Origin of the sequence: Stenotrophomonas maltophilia (genome assembly GCF_004920835.1) — a bacterium.
Taxonomy (GTDB): domain Bacteria; phylum Pseudomonadota; class Gammaproteobacteria; order Xanthomonadales; family Xanthomonadaceae; genus Stenotrophomonas; species Stenotrophomonas maltophilia_AQ.
Window position 1 is genome coordinate 167,574 of sequence record NZ_QFHO01000006.1, and the last position, 6,572, is coordinate 174,145.

Below are 6,572 nucleotides of genomic sequence, written 5' to 3' on the forward strand. Positions count from 1 at the left end.
CAGCGGAGACGCGCCCTGCCCGTTCAGCTGCCGCTGGCCGCGCGCCTCAGCGCTGGCAGTGGCTGCACCAGACGCTGGCGCGCTGGCCAATGGTGGCGTGCTTCAGCGTGCGGCCACAGTTCGGGCAGGGCAGGCCGTCGCGGCCGTACACCAGCAGTTCCTGCTCGAAGTAGCCCGGCGCACCATCGGGACTGATGAAATCACGCAGCGTAGTGCCGCCACGGGTAATGGCGTAGCCCAGGATCTCCTTCACCGCGTCGGCCAGCCGTTGGTAGCGCTCGCGTGAGATCTTCCCAGCCTCGCGCAGCGGGCTGATGCCGGCCTTGAACAGGCTCTCGGCGGCGTAGATGTTGCCCACCCCCACTACCACCGCCTGGTCCATCAGGAAGGTCTTCACCGGCGCGCTGCGTCCACGGCTGCGGGCAAACAGATAGCTGCCGTCAAAGGCATCATCCAGCGGCTCCGGACCCAGCCCCTGCAGCAGTGGGTGGACCTCGCCGGCGGGTTGCCAGAGCAGGCTGCCGAAGCGGCGCGGGTCGTTGAAGCGCAGCAGGCGACCGTTGTCCAGGCTGATGTCGACGTGGTCGTGGGCACGCAGCGGGGTATCGCCAGGCAGCACGCGCAGGCTGCCGGACATGCCCAGGTGCAGCACCGCGCTGCCGATGGCGGTATCCAGCAGCAGGTACTTGGCGCGCCGACGGATGTCCTCGATGCGCTGCCCTGGCAGCAGCTCGGCTACTTCCGGCGGAATCGGCCAGCGCAGGTCGGCGCGGCGAAGGATCACGCCGTGCACGCGGCGGCCCTGCAGGTGCGGCGCCAGGCCGCGGCGGGTGGTTTCTACTTCGGGTAGTTCGGGCATGGGCTGATTCTACGCCGGGCCGTGCGAAGCCCGGCACCGGCTACGATTCCAGGTCGTTCGCTTCGACCAGGAAGGCGCCCTCGACCAGCGCGCCACGTCCGCCCAGCCTCCAGAACGCCAGGTAGGGGGCGAAGTCGATCGCCATCGGGGCCAAGGGCTGGGTGATGTACCAGCCCAGATAGAGATCGGAGGCGATGTGATACAGCGCCTCGTCGAGCGCGGCCATCTGTGGGCTGTCCAGCGTGCGCGCCTCATGCACCGCATCGCAGATGACATCGTGCAGGTAGTCGGCCGGGCCCGACCCGCGTAACGCCGCTTCCAGGCGCTCGGCCGGAGCAGCCACCACGGGCACCTCGCGCAGCGTGGCCTGCAGGCCGGGTTCACCAGCAGCGCCGGCCACGCGCGCCAGCTCGTCCAGCCAGGCGCGCGCGGCAGCCGCCCGTGCCTGTGCATTACCGGCGATGGCCGGTTGCAGGTACAGGTGGTCGCCCCAGTGGCCGGCGGCGAGCAGGTCCAGCGCGCGCGACCGCAGTTCGTCGGCATGCGGGAAAGCGGCGAACACGGCCGCCAGTGTGTCCCCGTCGGTCACGCCCTGCAGCAGGCCGGAGAAATACCAGTCTTCCTGCTCGCTGCGCCCAGCGCAGAAATCGAGCCATTCGGCGAGGAGTTCGTCGTCCATCCGGTCATCCATGGTCAGCGCGGCGGCGCCGAAAGTTCCCGTGCATCCAGGAACCCGTCACCGTTGGCGTCCTGCTTGTGGAAGCGCTGCACGATCGTCTGCCGCTGCTGTTCGCGGGTGATGGCCCTGCCCTTGCCACCGGGCAGCTCATCGGCGCTCAGCACGCCATCACCGTTGCGGTCCATGCGATCGAAGGCGTACAGCATCCACTGCAGGTACTCGGCTTCACTGACCTTGCCGTCGCCATCGCTGTCCATGCGCTGCAGATAGCTGGCAGTGTCGCTGACCTGGGCCTGCACGGCAGGTGCGCACACGGCGGCCAGCAGCAATGCCGTCAGCGCAGCCCTCATCCGCCCACCAGGGTGTAGCCCTTCAGTCGCGCGGCATAGGCCTGCAGCGCGGCAATGCCGCTTTCCTCGGCCTCGCGGCACCAGGCCTGCAGTTGACGCAGGCGCTCGGCGGCATCATGGCCGCGTGCTTCCAGCAGCGTTGCCAGGCGCGCGCGATATTCCACCAGGGTGCGGATGCGCGGGCGCTGGGCGACCCATTCGCTGAGCTGCGCGCGGCTGTCCGGCTTCAACCAGCGGCCGTCGTTGACCAGGCCACGGCGCAGCCGGCGCGGCAGCAACCGGCGCAGCTTGGCACCCGCGTGTCGTGCTTCCTCGCGCAATGCCGGCATGAACACGTTGCGCTGGTAGTCGGTCATCGCCTGGAAGCGATGCGACAGCAGTGCCTTCAGGGTATCGGCGTCGGGCACGGCGATGTTCGGGCGCACGTCCATGGCCGGCGCGACACGCAGGACCTTGGCCAGGCGCAATGCCTGCAGCAGGCGGATCGCACTCCAGCCGATGTCGAATTCCCAGCGCCGCATCGCAAAGCGCGCCGAACTGGGGAACGCATGGTGGTTGTTGTGCAGTTCCTCGCCACCAATCCAGAACGCCCACGGCGTCAGGTTGGTGGAGGTGTCGGCCGATTCGTAGTTGCGATAGCCCCACCAGTGGCCCAGGCCATTGACCACGCCGGCGGCCCAGAACGGGATCCACGCCATCTGGATCGCCCACAGGGCGACGCCCGGCAGGCCGAACAGCACCGTGTTGATCGCAAACAGCAGCACCGGGCCGAAGGTTGCATAGGGGGTATACAGGCGGCGCTCGATCGCGTCGTCCGGAGTGCCGCGACCGTACTGTTCGATGTCCCCGCGCAGGCCGCGTGCTTCGCGGTACAGCTCCACGCCGCGCCAGAACACCTGGCCGATGCCACGGGTAACCGGGCTGTGCGGGTCGTCCTCGGTTTCCACCTTGGCGTGGTGCTTGCGATGGATCGCCACCCACTCCTTGGTGATCATCGAGGTGGTCAGCCAGGTCCAGAAGCGGAAGAAGTGCGCGACCACCGGGTGGAAGTCCACGCCCCGGTGCGCCTGGCTGCGGTGCAGGTAAAGCGTGACCGAGAAGATCGTGAGCTGGGTGAAGACCAGCAGCACCAGGGCCAGCTGCCACCAGCCCAGGCCTAGCACGCCACCGGTCAGCAGGGACATCAGGGCATCAGGCATGGCGGCTCTCCAGAGCGACACAGGTATGGCAGACATCATGGGCGCTTGCGTTGCAAACTGCATCCCTGCGGCGGTGCTTCGCATCGCCATCCGAGGCACCGTTCACAGTTGGGGACCTGAGTTGTCGAGCCTTGATCCGCGCGCCTGCGCCGTTACCGTTGCCCCGTCCGCCGGGGAACTGCCGCCGTTGATCGAACTGGACCGCGCCACCGTGGTGCGCGGCCAGGTGAAGGTGCTGCACGGACTCAGCCTGCGCATCGCGCAGGGCCAGCACACCGCCCTGCTCGGCCCCAACGGCTGCGGCAAGTCGACCTTCATCAAGCTGATCACCCGCGAGCTGTACCCGCTGGCGCAGGCCGACGGCACGGTGGCGGTGAAGGTGCTGGGGCAGAACCGCTGGCAGGTCGACCGGCTGCGCTCACAGCTGGGCATCGTCACTGGCGACCTCAGCAGCAACCTGGCCGACATGCCCGGGCTGACGGTGGAGCAGGCGGTGCTGTCCGGCTTCTTCGCCAGCTACGTGGTGCCGGCCTTCCGCGAAGTGACCGCCGACATGCAAGAACGAGTTGGCGAGACACTGGCGATGACCGGCGCCCTGTCCCTGCGCGGGCGCGCGTATGCCGAGCTGTCCGCCGGCGAAACCCGCCGCGTGCTGATCGCACGGGCGCTGGTCAACCGGCCACAGGCGCTGCTGCTGGACGAGCCCTCCACCGGCCTGGACCTGGTCGCCCGCGAGCAGCTGGTGGCGACCATGCGAGTGCTGGCCCAGCAGGGCATCACCCTGGTGCTGGTGACCCACCACATCGAAGAGATCATTCCCGAGATCGAGCGGGTGGTGCTGCTGCGCGACGGCCGCGTACTGGCCGACGGCACCCGCGCCGAGCTGCTGCGCAACGAGCCGCTGTCGGCGGTCTTCGGCGGCGCGATCACGGTGGTCGAGCAGGAAGGCCGGCTGACCGCCTACGCGGGGTAGACAGACGCATCGCTTTCCGCAGCCGTCTGTAGCGTCGAGCCATGCTCGACTGCCGTTCGCCGCGAGCAGAAGCAGCCGAGCATGGCTCGGCTCTACTAGGAGCATTGCAGCGGGCCGGAACCCGGCCCGCTGCACGCAACCTCAGAACCGCAACGCCAGTGCGCGCGATTCAATCGGTGCCATCCGGCTCTGGTCCTGCAGTTGCAGGTCGCGCAGCTCGTACGGTGCGCCGAAGCCAGCCGGCAACGCAGCCTGGTCGAACGGCAGCACCAGCTGGCCTGCGCCCGGGCCATCGAACCACGCCGCCGCGTGCGCCTGCGCGACTGGCTTCAGCTGGCCATCGCGGGCAGTGGCGTACAGCGTGCCGCGCGCTTCGTAGCGACCGGCTGCAGCCACCTGCAGGGGCAGTGCCACCCGGCGGGTGTCCGGGTCCGGTGCGGCCTGTCCACTGAAGCGGGCAGTCGGCCGTGCCACCGCGAAGGCGACCTTGCCATCGCGCAGCACACCGTCGGCCTGCGCGAACACCTGCAGTTCCCACAGCCCCTGAACGGTTCCGACATCGGCCGGGATCCTTACCTGCGCGCGCAGCGCACCATCGGTGGTGCGCAGCAGCCGTTGCGGCCAGCTGCGGCCATCCGGTGCGACCAGCAACGCTTCACCGCCCAGGCTGCCGCGACGCGACGCCAACGCTGCGGCGGAGGTACCGTCTTCCAGCAGGCGTACCTGCAGCTGCACGCTGCCGCCGGCCAGCACCTGCGCCTGGTTGGCCTGCACCTCCAGCCGCAGCGGGCTGTTCGGTTCCAGTACCTGCACCACATAGCGACCCTGCGCCTGCGCGCTCTGCAGCGTATACGCACCGACTGCACTGGTCGCGCCGGTACGCAGCATGCTGCTGCCATCGCTCACTGGCATGCCGGCATCCTGCAGCGCGCGCGCATCGACACTGCGCGCCACGCTGCTGCGTCCGGCCGGGTCGCGCACCTGCAGGGAGTTGGCCGGCAGTGCGCGGGCACCGTCGGCCGGGCTCAGCTGGATCACCGCATCCGGCGCCGTCAGCGGCAGGTCCAGGCCGCGTTGCAACTGCATGCCATCGACCTGCTGCCAGTAGCTGCGACTGACCGAGGCATACGGCGTGGTCGGCTGCAGCGGTTGCGTCGGGTCCAAGGCCCAGGCAAAGGCCAGCGGCGCGTGTTCGCTTTCATCGGTGGGCAGCGGCGCGGCCACCAGGGCGGCGGGCACCTGATCGCCTGCGCGGACGGCCTGCAGCGGCTGTGCGGCCTGCGCTGTGGACAGGGACAGCACTGCCAGCACGGCGCTGGCCAGCAAGGTGGAATGGATCGTCATGGTCGTTTCCCTCACTGGGTCAGGTCGTTGCGCAGAAGGGTGCCGAGGCCGAAGCACTCGCGGCGGCTCTGGTTATGGCTGAGCGGTTCTGCACCCTGGGTACGCGCCTTGTCGGTGAACCAGGTGGTGCCGGCAGCCTTCTGGCTGCTGCACTCCAGGAAGCCATCGGAGCAGGACGACAACCAGTTCTGGGTGAATTCCAGGCCGACGTTGGCGGCATAGCCACCGCAGTAACTGTTGCTGTCCCACACGGCCGACTCCACGTCGCTGCCGACCACCGCACGGAACGGCTTGGGCAGCGCAGGGCGACCGGCGGTGCCGTAGAGGTTCTGCGCGTTGTAGGTGGCCATGCTTGCCACCTGTTGCTGGCGCACCGCGTCGTTCTTGTAACCCAGCAACCAGCCCAGCGAGGTTTCGAAGGTATTGCCGTTGAGCACCGCATCGGCCAGCGGTGTGCCGGCAGAAGACGGCGCCAGCGCGTTGACCTTGCGCACCGTGCGGATGATCTTCGGATAGCGGCTGTCGTAGGTCGGATTGGACAGGATCCAGCGCATCACGTTGCCGCCATTGGAGTGGGTGATCACCACCAGCTGGGTGATGCCGCGGCTGTCGATGAAGCCGGTCAGCTGGTTGGCCAGGCAGCCGGCGGCTTCCGGCTTCCACATGTACTGGGTGAAGTCGCAGTTGATGACCACATAGTTGCTGCTGTTCGGCAGGCCCTGGCGCACGGTGTCGATGATCGCCGGCTGCCAGTAGTCCTGGGTGGCATTGGTCTGCGCGCCGGTGCCATGCACGAAGGCCACGCCGACCACGTCGGCGGCTTGCGCTTGGGCGGTTGCCAGCCCCAGGACCAGGGCCAGGACGGTACTTCCTGTTGCGGTGCTGCGCATCGCTTCTCTCCCTCTGTCAGCGGATCCCCCCGACCCGGCTGGAACTGGACGGCGTCTCGATCACCGTTGTGCCGATGCTCACGGCGCGGCCGCGTGAAAGTCCGTGCGCTGCGCCCGGATTCAGGAGACTGACAACACTCGATGACGTTTTTCATACTGCTGCGATGACCATGCCGGGTCTGGCCGTATGACCGATGGCCACTGCGGTGTCGCATACGGGCTGCGATCATGACGCGATGTTTTTCCTCCGGAGCCCGTCCATGTCGCTGATTTCCCAC

Annotated in this window: 7 protein-coding genes; 1 reads left to right on the top strand and 6 read right to left on the bottom strand. The window is 68.3% G+C overall.

Annotation, left to right across the window (positions count from 1 at the left end; genetic code table 11):
• Window positions 1–46: 46 nt before the first annotated feature.
• Genes mutM through DI041_RS07035 form a run of 4 tightly spaced genes read right to left on the bottom strand, consistent with a single transcriptional unit; the run spans window position 47 to window position 3,087 of the window.
• Entirely contained in the window at window positions 47–859 is an 813-nt protein-coding gene (mutM, locus tag DI041_RS07020) for a bifunctional DNA-formamidopyrimidine glycosylase/DNA-(apurinic or apyrimidinic site) lyase (protein ID WP_046984692.1), read from the bottom strand.
• Between the two features lie 40 nt (window positions 860–899).
• A complete protein-coding gene (locus DI041_RS07025; protein WP_046984706.1) occupies window positions 900–1,538 on the bottom strand; it encodes a hypothetical protein in 639 nt (212 codons plus the stop codon).
• Window positions 1,539–1,552: 14 nt separating this feature from the next.
• Window positions 1,553–1,888, bottom strand: a complete 336-nt coding sequence (locus DI041_RS07030) for an EF-hand domain-containing protein (protein ID WP_046984691.1) — start codon at window positions 1,886–1,888, stop codon at window positions 1,553–1,555.
• On the bottom strand, window positions 1,885–3,087 hold the full coding sequence (locus tag DI041_RS07035) for a DesA family fatty acid desaturase (RefSeq protein ID WP_046984690.1): 1,203 nt from the start codon (window positions 3,085–3,087) through the stop codon (window positions 1,885–1,887). Before DI041_RS07035 ends, DI041_RS07030 begins: the two co-directional genes overlap by 4 nt.
• Window positions 3,088–3,274: 187 nt before the next feature.
• Here DI041_RS07035 and DI041_RS07040 point away from each other — a divergent pair, with 187 nt between their 5' ends.
• Window positions 3,275–4,060 (top strand): ABC transporter ATP-binding protein, encoded by a 786-nt coding sequence (locus tag DI041_RS07040; protein WP_046984689.1) that lies wholly within the window; start codon window positions 3,275–3,277, stop codon window positions 4,058–4,060.
• Window positions 4,061–4,201: 141 nt separating this feature from the next.
• Here DI041_RS07040 and DI041_RS07045 read toward each other — a convergent pair whose 3' ends face one another.
• Together DI041_RS07045 and DI041_RS07050 are read right to left on the bottom strand one after the other, a co-directional pair.
• Entirely contained in the window at window positions 4,202–5,404 is a 1,203-nt protein-coding gene (locus DI041_RS07045; protein WP_136638440.1) for a DUF4785 domain-containing protein, read from the bottom strand.
• 11 nt (window positions 5,405–5,415) lie between these two features.
• Window positions 5,416–6,294 carry a hypothetical protein gene (locus tag DI041_RS07050; protein WP_136638439.1) on the bottom strand — a complete coding sequence of 293 codons (879 nt, stop codon included), beginning with the start codon at window positions 6,292–6,294 and terminating at the stop codon, window positions 5,416–5,418.
• Window positions 6,295–6,572 lie beyond the last annotated feature (278 nt).